Source organism: Hydrogenophaga sp. BPS33 (genome assembly GCF_009859475.1).
GTDB lineage: Bacteria > Pseudomonadota > Gammaproteobacteria > Burkholderiales > Burkholderiaceae_C > Hydrogenophaga.
Genome location: NZ_CP044549.1, coordinates 530,008 through 542,707, shown reverse-complemented (window position 1 = coordinate 542,707; position 12,700 = coordinate 530,008). Strand labels below are relative to the sequence as shown.

Annotated in this window: 16 protein-coding genes; 6 read left to right on the top strand and 10 right to left on the bottom strand. The window is 63.4% G+C overall.

Going from position 1 to position 12,700, the window contains the following annotated elements; all coding sequences use genetic code 11:
• Positions 1-13: 13 nt before the first annotated feature.
• Positions 14-541: a TPM domain-containing protein gene (locus F9K07_RS02570; RefSeq protein WP_159589084.1), complete on the top strand. Its 528-nt coding sequence runs from the start codon at positions 14-16 to the stop codon at positions 539-541.
• Positions 542-575: 34 nt separating this feature from the next.
• On the opposite strand, the gene F9K07_RS02565 is transcribed toward F9K07_RS02570, so the two are convergent.
• From F9K07_RS02565 to F9K07_RS02520, 10 genes are all read right to left on the bottom strand, one after another.
• A complete protein-coding gene (locus F9K07_RS02565; RefSeq protein WP_159589082.1) occupies positions 576-1,151 on the bottom strand; it encodes a cyclic nucleotide-binding domain-containing protein in 576 nt (191 codons plus the stop codon).
• A gap of 125 nt (positions 1,152-1,276) precedes the next feature.
• The gene (locus tag F9K07_RS02560; protein WP_159589080.1) at positions 1,277-1,693 is read right to left on the bottom strand and encodes a F0F1 ATP synthase subunit epsilon; all 417 of its coding nucleotides are present in this window, start codon (positions 1,691-1,693) and stop codon (positions 1,277-1,279) included.
• A gap of 122 nt (positions 1,694-1,815) precedes the next feature.
• Positions 1,816-3,222, bottom strand: a complete 1,407-nt coding sequence (gene atpD, locus F9K07_RS02555; protein WP_159589078.1) for a F0F1 ATP synthase subunit beta — start codon at positions 3,220-3,222, stop codon at positions 1,816-1,818.
• Between the two features lie 44 nt (positions 3,223-3,266).
• Positions 3,267-4,133, bottom strand: coding sequence for a F0F1 ATP synthase subunit gamma (atpG, locus tag F9K07_RS02550; RefSeq protein WP_159589076.1), 867 nt, complete (start codon positions 4,131-4,133; stop codon positions 3,267-3,269).
• Between the two features lie 31 nt (positions 4,134-4,164).
• Positions 4,165-5,727 carry a F0F1 ATP synthase subunit alpha gene (gene atpA / locus F9K07_RS02545; RefSeq protein WP_159589074.1) on the bottom strand — a complete coding sequence of 521 codons (1,563 nt, stop codon included), beginning with the start codon at positions 5,725-5,727 and terminating at the stop codon, positions 4,165-4,167.
• A gap of 54 nt (positions 5,728-5,781) precedes the next feature.
• On the bottom strand, positions 5,782-6,312 hold the full coding sequence (locus tag F9K07_RS02540) for a F0F1 ATP synthase subunit delta (RefSeq protein ID WP_159589072.1): 531 nt from the start codon (positions 6,310-6,312) through the stop codon (positions 5,782-5,784).
• Between the two features lie 36 nt (positions 6,313-6,348).
• Positions 6,349-6,819: a F0F1 ATP synthase subunit B gene (locus F9K07_RS02535; protein WP_159589070.1), complete on the bottom strand. Its 471-nt coding sequence runs from the start codon at positions 6,817-6,819 to the stop codon at positions 6,349-6,351.
• Between the two features lie 122 nt (positions 6,820-6,941).
• A complete protein-coding gene (atpE, locus tag F9K07_RS02530) occupies positions 6,942-7,187 on the bottom strand; it encodes a F0F1 ATP synthase subunit C (protein WP_009519254.1) in 246 nt (81 codons plus the stop codon).
• A 78-nt stretch (positions 7,188-7,265) separates the two neighbouring features.
• A complete protein-coding gene (atpB, locus tag F9K07_RS02525) occupies positions 7,266-8,132 on the bottom strand; it encodes a F0F1 ATP synthase subunit A (RefSeq protein WP_159589068.1) in 867 nt (288 codons plus the stop codon).
• A 27-nt stretch (positions 8,133-8,159) separates the two neighbouring features.
• A complete protein-coding gene (locus tag F9K07_RS02520; RefSeq protein ID WP_159589066.1) occupies positions 8,160-8,666 on the bottom strand; it encodes an ATP synthase subunit I in 507 nt (168 codons plus the stop codon).
• Positions 8,667-8,927: 261 nt separating this feature from the next.
• On the opposite strand from F9K07_RS02520, the gene F9K07_RS02515 reads away from it, so the two are divergent.
• The 5 genes from F9K07_RS02515 to F9K07_RS02495 all read left to right on the top strand — a co-directional run bounded on the left by F9K07_RS02515 (position 8,928) and on the right by F9K07_RS02495 (position 12,686).
• Positions 8,928-9,212, top strand: a complete 285-nt coding sequence (locus tag F9K07_RS02515; RefSeq protein ID WP_159596785.1) for a DUF493 family protein — start codon at positions 8,928-8,930, stop codon at positions 9,210-9,212.
• Between the two features lie 47 nt (positions 9,213-9,259).
• Positions 9,260-9,901: a lipoyl(octanoyl) transferase LipB gene (lipB, locus tag F9K07_RS02510; RefSeq protein WP_442907430.1), complete on the top strand. Its 642-nt coding sequence runs from the start codon at positions 9,260-9,262 to the stop codon at positions 9,899-9,901.
• An 18-nt stretch (positions 9,902-9,919) separates the two neighbouring features.
• Positions 9,920-10,936, top strand: coding sequence for a lipoyl synthase (gene lipA / locus F9K07_RS02505; RefSeq protein WP_159589062.1), 1,017 nt, complete (start codon positions 9,920-9,922; stop codon positions 10,934-10,936).
• A 1-nt stretch (position 10,937) separates the two neighbouring features.
• Positions 10,938-11,633 carry a helix-turn-helix transcriptional regulator gene (locus tag F9K07_RS02500; protein ID WP_159589060.1) on the top strand — a complete coding sequence of 232 codons (696 nt, stop codon included), beginning with the start codon at positions 10,938-10,940 and terminating at the stop codon, positions 11,631-11,633.
• Positions 11,634-11,735: 102 nt separating this feature from the next.
• Positions 11,736-12,686 carry a DMT family transporter gene (locus F9K07_RS02495; RefSeq protein ID WP_159589058.1) on the top strand — a complete coding sequence of 317 codons (951 nt, stop codon included), beginning with the start codon at positions 11,736-11,738 and terminating at the stop codon, positions 12,684-12,686.
• The last annotated feature ends 14 nt before the right edge of the window (positions 12,687-12,700 follow it).

The following is a 12,700-nucleotide window of genomic DNA, read 5'->3' as shown; positions in this document are numbered from 1 at the left end:
AGAGCATCCCAACATGAACAAGCTGGTCCGCATTCTCAAACACCGCTGGCTCGACCTCTCCGACACGGTGCGGGCCGTGCCCGACGACATGGCCGAGCGCCTGGCAAGGCGCGTGGCCGCGAGCGAAGCCCGACACTGCGGCGAAGTTCGGCTCTGCGTGGAAGCGTCCCTGCCCCTGAGCTACCTCTGGCGCATCACCCCGCCCACCACCCTGGCAGCCGTCGTGCGCGAACGCGCGCTGGCCTGGTTCGGGCGCCTGCGCATCTGGGACACCGAACACAACAATGGCGTGCTGATCTACCTGTTGCTGGCCGAACACGCCATTGAGTTCGTGGCAGATCGATCGCTCGCGCGCGTGGTGCCGCCGGCCGAATGGCAGGCCATCGCCGATCGCCTGGGCGAGCAGTTGCGGCAGGGGCATTTTGAAGACGGTCTGACACAGGCTCTGGAAGAAGTGTCGGCCCTGCTGGTGGCCCATTTCCCGGCCAGTCCGGGCTCGGTGCGGGCCAACGAACTGGCGGACAACGTCGTGCGTCGCTGACGAGCCGCCGGGCTCGGCAGGCTCCGCTACGCAGTCAACCGCGCCCGCGTCGGTCCGCAACGGACGGGCGGCTGTTCAGCGCCACACTGAGCTCCTGCTGCAGCGCCTTGTTCATCTGCGCAAAGGTCTTGAGCTTGCGCGTCGTCTCCCGCAGGCGATCGGCCATGCGTTTGGAGATCGCCAACAGAAGGCGCGCGCCCACCTTCGGGTCGTCCTTGAGCAAACGCATCAAAGCCGTGCGCGAGAGCACGGCCACGGCAATGTCCGTATTGGCGATGCAGGTGGCAGAGCGAGGCGCGCCATCCAGCACGCCCATGTCTCCAATCAGGTGTCCGGGCCCCATGATGTTGACCACCATGCTCTCGTGCAAGCCGGGCAATTCGTTCTCGACCGCGATGTCTCCCTCCAACACCAGCAGCATGTAGTCGGTCTGCTTGACTTCGCCTTCCTGGATGATCACGGTACCCGCCTTGATCAGCTTGGGCCGCATGTAGCCAACCACCTTCAAGGCGTCGCCCAACGTCAGGTCGGCCAACGCCGACGACGTGACCAGCAGACGCGCTGCCACCTCCTCGGGGGCGGTGTCGGGACTCTCGAATATCGAAGACATGTCGTTACCGGTCCTTTGATGCCTCGGCGCAAGATGTTAGCCCGACTGTTGCATGGCCAGCGGCATGCACCAAGAGAAAGACCGGCGCTTGGCCGGTCCGTTCCTGATAAACGACACGGGGTCGCTTATTTTTTCTGCCGGTACTTGCGCAGGGCGGCAATTTGCGCAGCCATGACGGTGAGTTCCGAGGTGGCCTTGGCCAAATCGAGATCGCTCTTGGCGTTCTTCACGGCCTCTTCGGCCTGCTGGCGCGCCTCGGTGGCCTTGGTCTCGTCCAGGTCCTTGCCGCGAATGGCGGTGTCGGACAACACGGTGATGTGGTGGGGTTGCACTTCCAGAATGCCGCCGGCCACAAACACGAATTCCTCACCGCCATCAACTTTCTCGATGCGAACGGCGCCGGGCTTGATGCGGGTGATCAGCGGAATGTGACCGGGCAGAATGCCCAGCTCACCGGCCTCGCCCGGCAGCGCCACGAACTTGGCCTCGCCGGAGAAGATGGATTCTTCGGCGCTGACCACATCGACGCGGATGGTGCTCATAGTTACTCCAATAAAAAAGGTGAGTGGAAAGCAAGCGGCGGGGTGACTGGCTAGGCGCCGCGCGGAGCCGTACACCGGTACGGCGAGCACGGCAACAACGCCAGACGCCCCGGGGCGCCGCTTTACGCCACCTTTTTGGCCTTTTCGAAGGCTTCGTCGATCGTGCCGACCATGTAGAACGCCTGCTCCGGCAGGTGATCGCACTCACCGGCGGTAATCATCTTGAAACCGCGGATGGTTTCCGACAGCGGCACGTACTTGCCAGGCGAACCCGTGAACACCTCGGCCACGTGGAAGGGCTGCGACAGGAAACGCTGGATCTTGCGGGCACGGGCCACGGCCAGCTTGTCTTCCGGTGCCAGTTCGTCCATACCCAGAATCGCGATGATGTCGCGCAGTTCCTTGTAGCGCTGCAGCGTACCCTGCACGGCGCGGGCGGTTTCGTAGTGGTCCTGGCCCACCACCAGCGGGTCCAGCTGGCGGCTGGTGGAGTCCAGCGGATCCACGGCCGGGTAGATACCCAGAGCGGCGATGTCACGGCTCAACACCACGGTGGAGTCCAAGTGGGCGAACGTGGTGGCGGGCGACGGGTCGGTCAAGTCATCGGCGGGCACGTACACGGCCTGGATCGAGGTGATCGAGCCGACCTTGGTGGAGGTGATGCGCTCTTGCAGACGGCCCATTTCTTCGGCCAGCGTCGGCTGGTAGCCCACGGCGGAAGGCATACGGCCCAGCAGAGCGGACACTTCGGTACCGGCCAGCGTGTAGCGGTAGATGTTGTCCACGAAGAACAGCACGTCACGGCCTTCGTCGCGGAACGACTCGGCGATGGTCAGGCCGGTCAGGGCCACGCGCAGACGGTTGCCCGGGGGCTCGTTCATCTGGCCGTACACCATGGCCACTTTCGAATCCTCGAGCTTCTCCAGGTTCACGACGCCGGAGTCGGCCATCTCGTGGTAGAAGTCGTTGCCCTCACGGGTGCGCTCACCCACACCGGCGAACACCGACAGACCGCTGTGGGCCTTGGCGATGTTGTTGATGAGTTCCATCATGTTCACGGTCTTGCCCACACCGGCGCCACCGAACAGACCCACCTTGCCGCCCTTGGCGAACGGGCAGACCAGGTCGATCACCTTGATGCCCGTTTCCAGCAGTTCCTGTGAAGGCGAGAGTTCGTCGTAAGCGGGGGCCTTGCGGTGGATCGAGGCCGTCAGGGCCTGGTCCACGGGACCGCGCTCATCGATCGGCGCACCCAGCACGTCCATGATGCGACCCAGTGTGGCCTTGCCGACCGGGACCATGATGGGATTGGAGGTGTTGGTCACCACCATGCCGCGGCGCAGACCGTCGGAGGAGCCCAGCGCAATCGTGCGCACCACGCCATCGCCCAGCTGCTGCTGGACTTCCAGCGTCAGGGTGGAGCCTTCCATTTTCAGCGCGTCGTAAACGCGCGGCATCTGGTCGCGCGGAAATTCCACGTCCACGACGGCGCCGATGCACTGGACGATCTTGCCTTGTACTTGAGACATGATGAATACCTTCTGTTTTCTCTGGATTCTGTTGGGCGGCTGCTTCAGACCGCTGCGGCGCCGGCGACGATTTCCGAAAGCTCTTTCGTGATCGCGGCCTGACGGGTCTTGTTGTAGACCAGCTTGAGTTCACCGATCACGCTGCCAGCGTTGTCGGTCGCGGCCTTCATGGCCACCATGCGGGCGGACTGTTCCGAAGCCATGTTCTCGGCCACCGCCTGGTACACCTGGGCTTCGACATAGCGCAGCAGCAGCTCATCGATGACAGTGGCTGCGTCGGGTTCGTAGATGTAGTCCCAATCGCGACCGCCAGCGCCATTCTGCAAAGTGTTGGCATTGAGCGGCAGGAGTTGCTCGATCACCGACTCCTGCTTCATCGTGTTGATGAACTTGGTGTAGCAGACGTAGACCGCATTGATGCGGCCTTCGGTGTACGCATCGAGCAGCACCTTGACGGGGCCGATGAGCTTCTCGAGATGGGGCGTATCGCCCAAACCGGTCACGCTGGACACCACCTTGGCGCCGATTCGGTTGAGGAAACCCAGGCCCTTGTTGCCAATGGCCACGGCTTCGGCATTCATGCCCTGGGCCTGCAACTCCTTGAGCTGCGTGGTCACCGCGCGCAGCACGTTGGTGTTGAGACCACCACACAAACCTTTGTCAGTCGTGACCACGACAAAACCAGCGGTCTTGGCGTCGTTGACCTGCATGAACGGGTGCGTGTACTCCGGGTTGGCCTTGCTCAGGTTGCCGGCGATTTGGCGCACCTTCTCGGCGTACGGGCGTGCGGAACGCATGCGGTCCTGCGCCTTGCGCATCTTGGAGGCGGCGACCATCTCCATGGCTTTGGTGATCTTCTTGGTGTTCTCCACCGATTTGATCTTGCCGCGTATTTCCTTGCCTGCTGCCATTGCTGCTCCTTTATCGGGTCAATGGGCCGGTTCAGTACGTGCCGGTTTTCTTGAAGTCGGCAACGGCGGCCGCGAGTTGGGCTTCGGCTTCCTTGTCCTTGTCCAGCGCCTTGCCGCTTTCCATCTTCTGCAGCAGGGCGGCGTGCTTGTCCTTCAGGAAAGCGTGCAGACCGGCTTCAAAAGGCAGCACCTTCTTGACGTCGATGTCGTCGAGGTAACCCTTGTTCACGGCGAACAGCGAAGCAGCCATCAGGCTGATCGACAGCGGCGCGTACTGGGCCTGCTTGAGCAGTTCCGTCACGCGAGCACCACGGTCGAGCTGCTTGCGGGTGGCCTCGTCCAGGTCGGAAGCGAACTGCGCAAAAGCGGCCAGCTCGCGGTACTGGGCCAAGTCGGTACGGATACCGCCGGACTGCTTCTTGATCAGGTCGGTCTGGGCTGCACCACCGACGCGCGACACCGAGATACCGGCGTTGATGGCGGGGCGAATGCCGGCGTTGAACAAGCTGGTTTCCAGGAAGATCTGACCGTCGGTGATCGAGATCACGTTGGTCGGCACGAAAGCGGACACGTCGCCGGCTTGCGTTTCGATGATGGGCAGCGCGGTCAGCGAACCGGTCTTGCCCTTGATTTCACCCTTGGTGAAGGCTTCGACGTAGTCGGCATTCACACGGGCCGCGCGTTCGAGCAGGCGGCTGTGGAGGTAGAACACATCGCCGGGGTAGGCTTCGCGGCCTGGCGGGCGGCGCAGCAGCAGCGAGACCTGGCGGTACGCAACGGCCTGCTTGGACAGATCGTCATACACGATGAGCGCGTCTTGACCGCGGTCGCGGAAGTATTCGCCCATGGTGCAGCCCGAGTAGGCCGACAGGTACTGCATGGCGGCGGATTCGGAGGCCGAAGCAGCCACAACGATGGTGTATTCCATCGCGCCGGCCTGTTCCAGAGCACGCACCACGTTCTTGATCGACGATGCCTTCTGGCCGATCGCGACGTAAACGCAGGTCATGTTCTGACCCTTCTGGTTGATGATCGCGTCGATCGCCACCGCGGTCTTGCCGGTCTGGCGGTCGCCAATGATCAGTTCGCGCTGGCCACGGCCCACAGGCACCATCGAGTCGATCGACTTCAGGCCGGTCTGCACTGGCTGGTCCACCGATTTACGGGCGATCACGCCCGGGGCAACCTTCTCGATCACGTCGGTCATCTTGGCGTTGACGGGGCCCTTGCCGTCAATCGGTTGACCCAAGGCGTTGACCACGCGGCCAATCAGCTCAGGGCCCACCGGCACTTCCAGAATGCGGCCCGTGCACTTGACGGTGTCGCCTTCGGAGATGTGCTCGTACTCACCCAGAATCACGGAGCCCACGGAGTCGCGCTCGAGGTTCAGCGCCAGACCGAAGGACGGCACGCCGTCCTTGTTGGCCGGAAATTCCAGCATTTCACCTTGCATCACATCGGACAGGCCGTGCACACGCACGATGCCGTCGGTCACGGAGACCACGGTGCCTTGGTTGCGCACGTCGCTGGATGCGCCCAGCCCCTCGATACGGGACTTGATCAGTTCGGAGATTTCGGCGGGATTGAGCTGCATGACTCTTTCCTTCTTTCGTTAAATGGTGTGCGGGCGCGCCCGGAAAAACGGCTTTCAGGCCGTCAGGGCAATCTTCATTTGTTCCAGGCGGGCTTTAACCGAGGTGTCGAGCACCTCGTCGCCCACCACCACGCGAATGCCGCCGATCAGATCGGGCTGCAGTTTCACCTGGAGGTTGAGCTTGCGCCCAAAGCGCTTTTCCAGCACCCCGGAGAGCTCGGCCAAGGCGGCGCTATCCACCTCGAAGGCGCTGTGGACCACGGCATCGAACGCTCCCAGCTGCGCATTCTTCAACGCGCGGAACTGGGCCGCGATCTCGGGCAGCGCCTGGATACGTCCGTTGTCGATCACGGTGCGCAGGAAGTTCTGGCCGATGGCGGGCAAGCTGTTCTTGAGCAGACCGGACAGCAGCGAAAGCACCTGCTCAGGCAAGGCCTTCGGACTGTCAGCGAACTGGCGCAACTGCTCATTGGCAGCCAGGGCAGCCAGCTCGTCGAGCCAGGCCGAGGCGCCAGCCGCGTCAGCGCCAGCAGCCTTGAACAGCGCTTCCGCGTACGGGCGGGCAATGGTGGCGATTTCTGCCATGGTGGTCCTTTGAATGCCGATCGGGCGTCGGGCGGATCAGAGTTCGGTCTTCAGGCGGCCCAGCAATTCGGCGTGAACACCGGCATTGATTTCGCGCTTGAGAATCTGCTCGGCACCCTTGACAGCCAGTGCAGCCACCTGCTCGCGCAGGGCTTCGCGGGCCTTGACGACCTGTTGCTCGGCCTCCTGTCGGGCAGTTGCCACGATCTTGGCCGCCTCTTCGGTGGCGCGGGCCTTGGCCTCCTCGATCACGGTCTGGGCGCGGCGCTCGGCGTCGGCCAGGCGGGTGGCGGATTCGTTGCGCGACTTGCTCAACTCCTCTTCGACGCGCTTGTTGGCCACGCTCAGTTCGGTCTTGGCTTTTTCGGAAGCTGCCAGGCCTTCGGAAATCTTCAACGCACGCTCATCAAGTGCCTTTGCGATGGGTGGCCACACGAATTTCATCGTGAAGATCACCAGGATCGCGAAGACGATGGCCTGCGCAAAGAGGGTTGCATTGATATTCATCGCAACGCCTTTCTGTGTATTGACAAGAGTGGTGTGCACCGACTGCCGGCACGGAGGCGGGAGGAGGCAACGGGATTGAAGGCCGTCACCGCAACGCCAACCCGCGCGGGCAGCGAGCCTGATTACAGCGTGAACGGGTTGGCGAAGGCGAACAGCAGGGCGATAGCCACGCCGATCAGGAAGGCCGCGTCGATCAGACCGGCCAGAATGAACATCTTGGTTTGCAGGTCGTTCATCAGCTCGGGCTGACGTGCCGACGATTCGAGGAATTTGCCGCCCATCAGCGCGATACCGATGGAGGCGCCGATGGCGCCCAGACCGACGATGAGACCGCAAGCCAGTGCGACAAGACCCAGAACGTTTTCCATGATGACTCCTATGAAGTGGAAGTTTGTTGAGAAAGAAAAGAAACGAGAAAGAAACCGATGACGACCCGAATGGATGTGTCAGTGCGCGTCATGCGCCTGCCCCAGATAGATCAGGGCCAGCATCATGAAGATGAACGCTTGCAAGGTGATGACCAGAATGTGGAACAAGGTCCACACCGTGCCAGCGATCAGATGCCCGATGAAGAAGAGCCCGCCGCCCAGGGACAGGGTGGCGTAGGCACCCAGCAGCGCGATCAGCATGAACACCAGCTCGCCGGCGAACATGTTGCCGAACAACCGCATGCCATGCGACACCGTCTTGGCCACGAATTCGATCATCTGCATGAGGAAGTTGACCACGCCCAACAGCAGCGCCCAGATGGGATTCTTGCTGGTGCCGAACGGCGCGCACACGAGTTCGTGCGCCCAGCCGCCGAGGCCTTTGATCTTGATGTTGTAGAACAGGCACAGCAGCAGCACCGACACCGACAGACCCAGGGTGGTCGACAGGTCGGCGGTCGGGACCACACGGAGGTAGTCCTTGAAGCCCATGGCCGGACCGGCGCTGTGCCAGATCTGGGGGATCAGATCCACGGGGATCATGTCCATGAAGTTCATCATGAAGATCCACACGAACACCGTCAAAGCCAGCGGCGCCACAAGCTTGCGGCTCTGGGCGTTGTGAATGACCGACTTGGCCTGGGTGTCTACCATCTCGACCAGCATTTCCACCGCGGCCTGGAAGCGTCCCGGAACACCGGCAGTAGCGCTGCGGGCGGCGCGCCACAGCACGAAAACCGTCAACAGACCCAGCAGTGCGCTGACCACCACGGAGTCGAAGTTGATCACCGAGAAATCGACAATCGATTCCTGTTTGCGGTTCGTCAGGTGGACGAGGTGGTGGCGAATGTATTCGCCCGGGGTCAAAGTGCCTTCAGCAGCCATGTTCGTTTTGTCCGATGAGCCGGAGAGTCAACCGTTTGCATGCGATCGCCTGGATTGGATGAGCCATCCGAACCAGTAGACCTTGAGAACCAACACAAGCCCGACCAGAAGGCCAAGCCAATTCAAAGAAGCAACCACCCATGGGGCCACGGCCAGCATGACCACCGCCAGCAGGATTTTGACGCCCTCCCACAACAGGAAGCCGGCAAACGCCGCATTGGCATGCGAAGCCCAGACTCGGGACATCGCACTGGAGGTCAGGCCGTAGGCCATCAGGGCCGATGGGATTGCCACCGACGCCGCACCATAGAGAACCGACCACGCCACTGCGGACGACTGCCACAGCAGCCCGCCCACAATGCTCGCTATCAGCCCCACGAAACACTGCACCAGAACCAGCCGCCAGAGCGGTAGCACTGGTTGCCCGGCCCGCCATTGCCGAGCCTGTTCGACCGTCAATGGCTTGAAATCGGAGTCTTGCTCCCCATCTTCTTGGCCTGCCTTGTCGGGCGGGATCGAATGGCTTTGCGTCATATTCGACCTCGCGCGTGACATGAAGGCGACAAAGTGCCTGGGTTGCAAAGCCTCTGATTATACGTAGAAACCCCAGCCCATCGACAACATTTCGGGACACGTCATGAGCACGCGGCACTCATCGGTGCACGACGTCGATAATCTTCGCATGGCAGCGTCGGCATCCTGAGACGTTCGACGCGCCCAGGGGTCCCCGCCGAACTCGGACGAGCGCCAGCCCCGAATATCCCCAAGCCCTTCGCCGCGGCCAACCTCGACATGATGGAAACACCTCCTGATATTCCGCCCGAGCAATCGCTCATCACCTATCCCAGCGACTTTCCCATCAAGGTCATGGGTGTCAATGTGGAAGGCTTCGACGCCGCCATGGTGCACGTGGCGCGCGCCTTCGATCCCAACTTCGACGAGAGCACCATCGAACGCCGCCCGAGCAAGGCCGGCAACTACCTGGGCCTCACGCTCACGGTGCACGTGACCAGTCGCGAGCAACTTGACGAGCTCTACCGTACGCTCACGACGCACCCGATGGTCAAGGTCGTGCTGTGATCGTTCGCGCATTGGGCCGCGTGGACCACGCCACCACGTACGAGGCGATGCAAACCTTCACCGCGACACGCACCGCCGATACGGCCGACGATCTCTGGATCTGCGAACACGACCCGGTCTTCACGCAGGGACTGGCGGGCCGAGATGACCACTTGCTCGCGCCGGGCGACATCCCGGTGGTGGCCACCAACCGTGGTGGTCAGGTGACATACCATGGCCCGGGCCAGGTCGTGGCATATCCGCTGGTCGACTTGCAGCGCGCGGGCTATTTCGTCAAGGAATACGTGTACCGCGTCGAAGAGGCGGTGATCCGCACCCTCGCGGGATTTGGCGTCACGGGCCACCGGGTGGCTGGCGCCCCGGGCATCTATGTGCGGCTGGACGATCCTGGCAGCCATGCCCCGCTGCCCCAGCGCCCCCGGAAACGCGCGACCGGCGAACCTCTGGCCAATCCGGACTTCACCGGCCTGGGCAAGATCGCGGCCCTGGGCATCAAGGTGAGCCGCCACTGCACCTACCATGGCCTTGCGCTAAACGTAGCCATGGATCTGCAACCCTTCCAGCGCATCAACCCTTGCGGCTACGCGGGTCTGCAAACCGTGGACCTTTCTACAATCGGGGTGGCCGTTTCATGGGATGAGACGGCCGAAGTCCTGAGCCAAAAGCTCAAGGCCACGCTCACGCCCTGATCCAACCAGACCCACGCCATGACCAGCCCCGACACCTCCACGGCTTCCGCCAGCCACACCGTCCGCGATGCCCAACCCGCCGGCAGCTACGACGCCACAGCCAAACAGAAGAGCCAGGCCAAGACCGCGCGCATCCCCATCAAGATCGTGCCCGCCGAGGTGCTGAAGAAGCCCGACTGGATTCGCGTCAAGGCAGGCAGTCCCTCCACACGCTTCTATGAAATCAAGGACATCCTGCGCGCCAACAAGCTGGTGACGGTGTGCGAGGAGGCGAGCTGTCCCAACATCGGCGAGTGCTTCGGCAAAGGCACGGCCACCTTCATGATCATGGGCGACAAGTGCACGCGGCGCTGCCCGTTCTGCGACGTGGGCCATGGCCGCCCCGATCCGCTGGACGTGAACGAGCCCGACAACCTGGCCAAGACCATTGCCCAATTGCGCTTGAAGTACGTGGTGATCACCAGCGTGGACCGCGACGATTTGCGCGACGGCGGCGCAGGCCATTTCGTCGCCTGCATCGAACGCACGCGCGCCTTGTCTCCGGACACCCAGATCGAGGTATTGGTGCCCGACTTCCGTGGTCGGGACGACCGCGCGCTGGGCATCCTGCAGGCCGCGCCACCCGACGTGATGAACCACAACATCGAAACCGTGCCGCGCCTGTACAAGGAAGCACGACCGGGTTCGGACTACAAGTTCAGCCTGAATCTGCTCAAGAAGTTCAAGGCGCTGTTCCCGCACGTGCCAACCAAGAGCGGCCTCATGGTCGGGCTGGGCGAGACGGACGAAGAGATTCTCGAGGTGATGCGCGACATGCGCGCGCACGACATCGACATGCTCACCATCGGCCAGTACCTCGCCCCCAGCGGCCACCACCTGCCGGTGCGCCGCTACGTGCACCCCGACACCTTCAAGATGTTCGAGGCCAAGGCCTACGAGATGGGCTTTACCCACGCGGCCGTGGGTGCCATGGTGCGCAGCTCGTACCACGCCGACCAGCAGGCGCACGGCGTACTCAACGCGGAAGCGAAGTGACATGCTGGCCGCGCACGACCACCTGAGCGTGCGCGACTACGGCGCCTCGCACGGCAGCCACGATCACGATCACTTTCAAGTCCTGGTCGGCCTGCATGGAGTTCTGGAGCTGGAAGTGGCAGGCCACGGGCAACGCATCGCCGTGGGCGACGGCTGCGTGGTACCACCCGGGGAGCGCCATGACTTCGAGGGGCGCGGTGAGACACGATGCCTTGTGCTGGATTCGCGCGACCCCCACTGGGCGCATGCCGTCGCAACGCCTCCACCGGGCTTACTGCCCCTGGCACATTACCTCGCCACGGCCATCTCGGTTGGCCTGCCGCGCGCGCGCCAACTCGGCGCGGGTTTGCTGCTCGAAGCCTGGTTGCAGGGCAACCCCATGCCCATCCGCCAGGAAGAACGCAACGGCCGCCCCATCGACTGGGCCGCATTGTGCCAATGGCTGCCTGCCCACTGGCATACGCGGCTGAGCGTGGCCGATCTCGCCGCGCGGGCGAACCTGAGCCCGTCGCAATTCACCGCGCGCTGCCAGGCGGAACAGGGTGACAGCCCCATGCAGTGGTTGCGCCGCCAGCGGTTGGCGCAGGCCCGCATCTGGCGCGCGGGCGGACTGAGCGTGGCCGACACCGCACGGCGCACGGGTTACCGCTCGCCGTCGGCATTGACAGCGGCCTTGCGCCGCGAGCCTGCGCGCTGATCCGCCATCGAGATCCGCGAATCGCGACGAACGATCAGCGAATCGCGACGATGGCCCTGGCTAAGCTTCGGGCATGCGCCGTTCTCTTTCACCTCAGCACCCATGAGCCAGCACAACCGATCACTGGCGCTGGGCATCGGCTTTGGCGCCGCCGCTGGCGCCGCCTGGGGCTTCGTGTTCCTGGCCCCGGAACTCGCTCGCCATTTCTCCCCTTTGCAGTTGTCTGCGGGCCGATATCTGTCCTACGGCCTGGTGGCGCTGATCTTGATCGCACCGCGCTGGCGTGCCGTGGCGCCGCGGTTGGGCCGCGCGGAATGGTGGGCCTTGTTGCGCCTGAGCCTGCTCGGCAACATCTTCTATTACGTGCTGCTCGCGTCTGCGGTGCAGCTGGGCGGCATGGCCATGACTTCACTGGTCATCGGCTTCCTGCCGGTGGCGGTGACGTTGATCGGCAGCCGAGGCCATGGCGCGGTGCCGCTGCGCCAGCTCGCGCTCACGCTGGGCCTCGGCGTAGGCGGTATCGTCTGCGTGGCCTGGCAGGCGCTGGGCATGCCGTCGGAAGCTTCCGTGGCCGACCGCCTCACCGGCTTTCTGTGCGCGCTGGGGGCGCTGATCGCCTGGACCGCCTACGCCGTGAGCAACAGCCGCTGGCTGGCGCGCCTGGACCACGTCTCCTCGCACGACTGGAGCCTGCTCACAGGCCTGGTGACCGGCGGACTGGCGCTGCTGCTGGCCATTCCAGCCTTCTCGGGCAGCAGCACCAGCGACCACACCACCGCGCAATGGGGTGCCTTCATCGGCGTGGTAGCCGGCATGGCCGTGGTGGCCTCGGTGCTGGGCAATGCCTTCTGGAACCATGCCAGCCGTCTGTTGCCGATGACCATGATCGGCCAGATGATCCTGTTCGAGACCCTGTTCGCCCTCCTCTACGGGTTCCTGTGGGAGGCGCGCTGGCCCACGGCGCTCGAAGCGCTGGCGATGGTGCTGGTCAGCGCCAGCGTGTTGGCGGGCATTTCGGCACACCAGCCGCGCCAGCCTTTGCCGGAGCATTGAGCCCGCTTCGTATC

Coding starts and splice junctions, on each gene's coding strand:
- lipA (WP_159589062.1), top strand. CDS start 9,920: ATGACCAGCCCCGACACCTCCACGGCTTCCGCCAGCCACACCGTCCGC.
- atpD (WP_159589078.1), bottom strand. CDS start 3,222: ATGTCTCAAGTACAAGGCAAGATCGTCCAGTGCATCGGCGCCGTCGTG.
- F9K07_RS02565 (WP_159589082.1), bottom strand. CDS start 1,151: ATGTCTTCGATATTCGAGAGTCCCGACACCGCCCCCGAGGAGGTGGCA.
- atpB (WP_159589068.1), bottom strand. CDS start 8,132: ATGGCTGCTGAAGGCACTTTGACCCCGGGCGAATACATTCGCCACCAC.
- atpG (WP_159589076.1), bottom strand. CDS start 4,133: ATGGCAGCAGGCAAGGAAATACGCGGCAAGATCAAATCGGTGGAGAAC.
- F9K07_RS02560 (WP_159589080.1), bottom strand. CDS start 1,693: ATGAGCACCATCCGCGTCGATGTGGTCAGCGCCGAAGAATCCATCTTC.
- F9K07_RS02520 (WP_159589066.1), bottom strand. CDS start 8,666: ATGACGCAAAGCCATTCGATCCCGCCCGACAAGGCAGGCCAAGAAGAT.
- F9K07_RS02535 (WP_159589070.1), bottom strand. CDS start 6,819: ATGAATATCAATGCAACCCTCTTTGCGCAGGCCATCGTCTTCGCGATC.
- F9K07_RS02495 (WP_159589058.1), top strand. CDS start 11,736: ATGAGCCAGCACAACCGATCACTGGCGCTGGGCATCGGCTTTGGCGCC.
- F9K07_RS02540 (WP_159589072.1), bottom strand. CDS start 6,312: ATGGCAGAAATCGCCACCATTGCCCGCCCGTACGCGGAAGCGCTGTTC.
- atpE (WP_009519254.1), bottom strand. CDS start 7,187: ATGGAAAACGTTCTGGGTCTTGTCGCACTGGCTTGCGGTCTCATCGTC.
- lipB (WP_442907430.1), top strand. CDS start 9,260: ATGCAAACCTTCACCGCGACACGCACCGCCGATACGGCCGACGATCTC.
- F9K07_RS02500 (WP_159589060.1), top strand. CDS start 10,938: ATGCTGGCCGCGCACGACCACCTGAGCGTGCGCGACTACGGCGCCTCG.
- F9K07_RS02570 (WP_159589084.1), top strand. CDS start 14: ATGAACAAGCTGGTCCGCATTCTCAAACACCGCTGGCTCGACCTCTCC.
- atpA (WP_159589074.1), bottom strand. CDS start 5,727: ATGCAGCTCAATCCCGCCGAAATCTCCGAACTGATCAAGTCCCGTATC.
- F9K07_RS02515 (WP_159596785.1), top strand. CDS start 8,928: ATGGAAACACCTCCTGATATTCCGCCCGAGCAATCGCTCATCACCTAT.